Below are 1,189 nucleotides of genomic sequence, written 5' to 3'. Positions count from 1 at the left end.
TAAGCTGTTGCACATTTAAACTGTGATACAATCATTACCCTTATTTTTGATTTTGCGACCCCATTTAATTATTAATTGCCCTTCATTTAAGAGGCGGTGCAATAAATACTCTAGCTCTTCAATAGATGTAAAAAGTCGATTGGCAATATATTCTTTTGCCGAATGCCATACTAATTCAATTAAGTTATAGTCGGGGCTGTATTCGGGGAGGAATTCTAAATGAAGGTTAGGCATTTCTGTTTCAATTATTTTCAGGTACTCTTGTTTCTTGTGAAAACTAGCATTATCAAGGATAATCACTATTTTGGCTCCTTTTTCCGCAAATTCTGAGGCTTGATTACCTGCTGATACCCATTCATTAATTAGCTCTTCATGAAACAGTTTTAGCACTTGATAAAAATTATATGAATTGCCTTTTTTGAGGAACTCTACCCACCTTTTTTTATCGGAATTCCTTACTCCTCCCATTACATTAACTCTGCCTTTTCTTCGGTCTCCTCTGACCTTTTTTCGCCTGCCTTTTTTACACCAGTTCTTTCTTCGGGTGACTCTTAAACTAAATCCACTCTCGTCCCAAAACCATACCTGTAAACGTTCTGGCGTTTCTTTTTCTACTTTTAAATATTCGGCTATCTTTATTTTAAACGCTGTTCTTTTTTCAGGATTTCTCTTCGACTCTAGGCTATACTTGGCCCAGATGTAAACATACTTTTTTTTCTTTAATATCCTCCGAACTTGTCCTCCACTTAATTTTATTCCTGTGGATTGTTCTAAGTATGTTGCTAATCTCTGCGCTGTCCATCGTCCAAAATCATATCCTAATTCTTGAGGGTCTTTTTCTATAGTTTCTAATAATATATCTATATATTTATCTGTGGCTTTTTTGTGATTCCCTTTCATCCTCTCATCTATTAGACTTTCTAGATTGTCTGGATCTCCCTTGACACACCAATAAGATACTTTATTGACTGAGCAACCCAAAAAATCAGCAATTTTAGATTGTGTCTTGCCGTCATTGAGCAATAATAAAATTAGAATTCTTTCTCTAATATTTGCCTTTTCTTCCTCTCTTAAGGCTTTTTGTAGTTTCTCTATTTGTTGGGGATTGAGATGGTTTTTAGCTGGCATTTTTGTAGAGATTGACTAAACTCCTTTTTTATTATACCCTATTTAAAGGTACAACAGCTTA

General features: G+C 34.8%; 1 protein-coding gene. It reads right to left on the bottom strand.

The features are described from left to right. Positions 1–15 precede the first annotated feature (15 nt). Complete coding sequence (locus QUA00_RS36710) at positions 16–1,128, bottom strand: IS630 family transposase (RefSeq protein WP_333413497.1); 1,113 nt, start codon at positions 1,126–1,128, stop codon at positions 16–18. Positions 1,129–1,189: the final 61 nt, after the last annotated feature.

The sequence above is a fragment of the Microcoleus sp. T2B6 genome, assembly GCF_036700475.1.
In the GTDB taxonomy this organism is placed as follows: domain Bacteria; phylum Cyanobacteriota; class Cyanobacteriia; order Cyanobacteriales; family Microcoleaceae; genus Microcoleus.
Note: the sequence above shows the minus strand (reverse complement) of the source record. Positions and strands in the feature narration are given on the sequence as shown.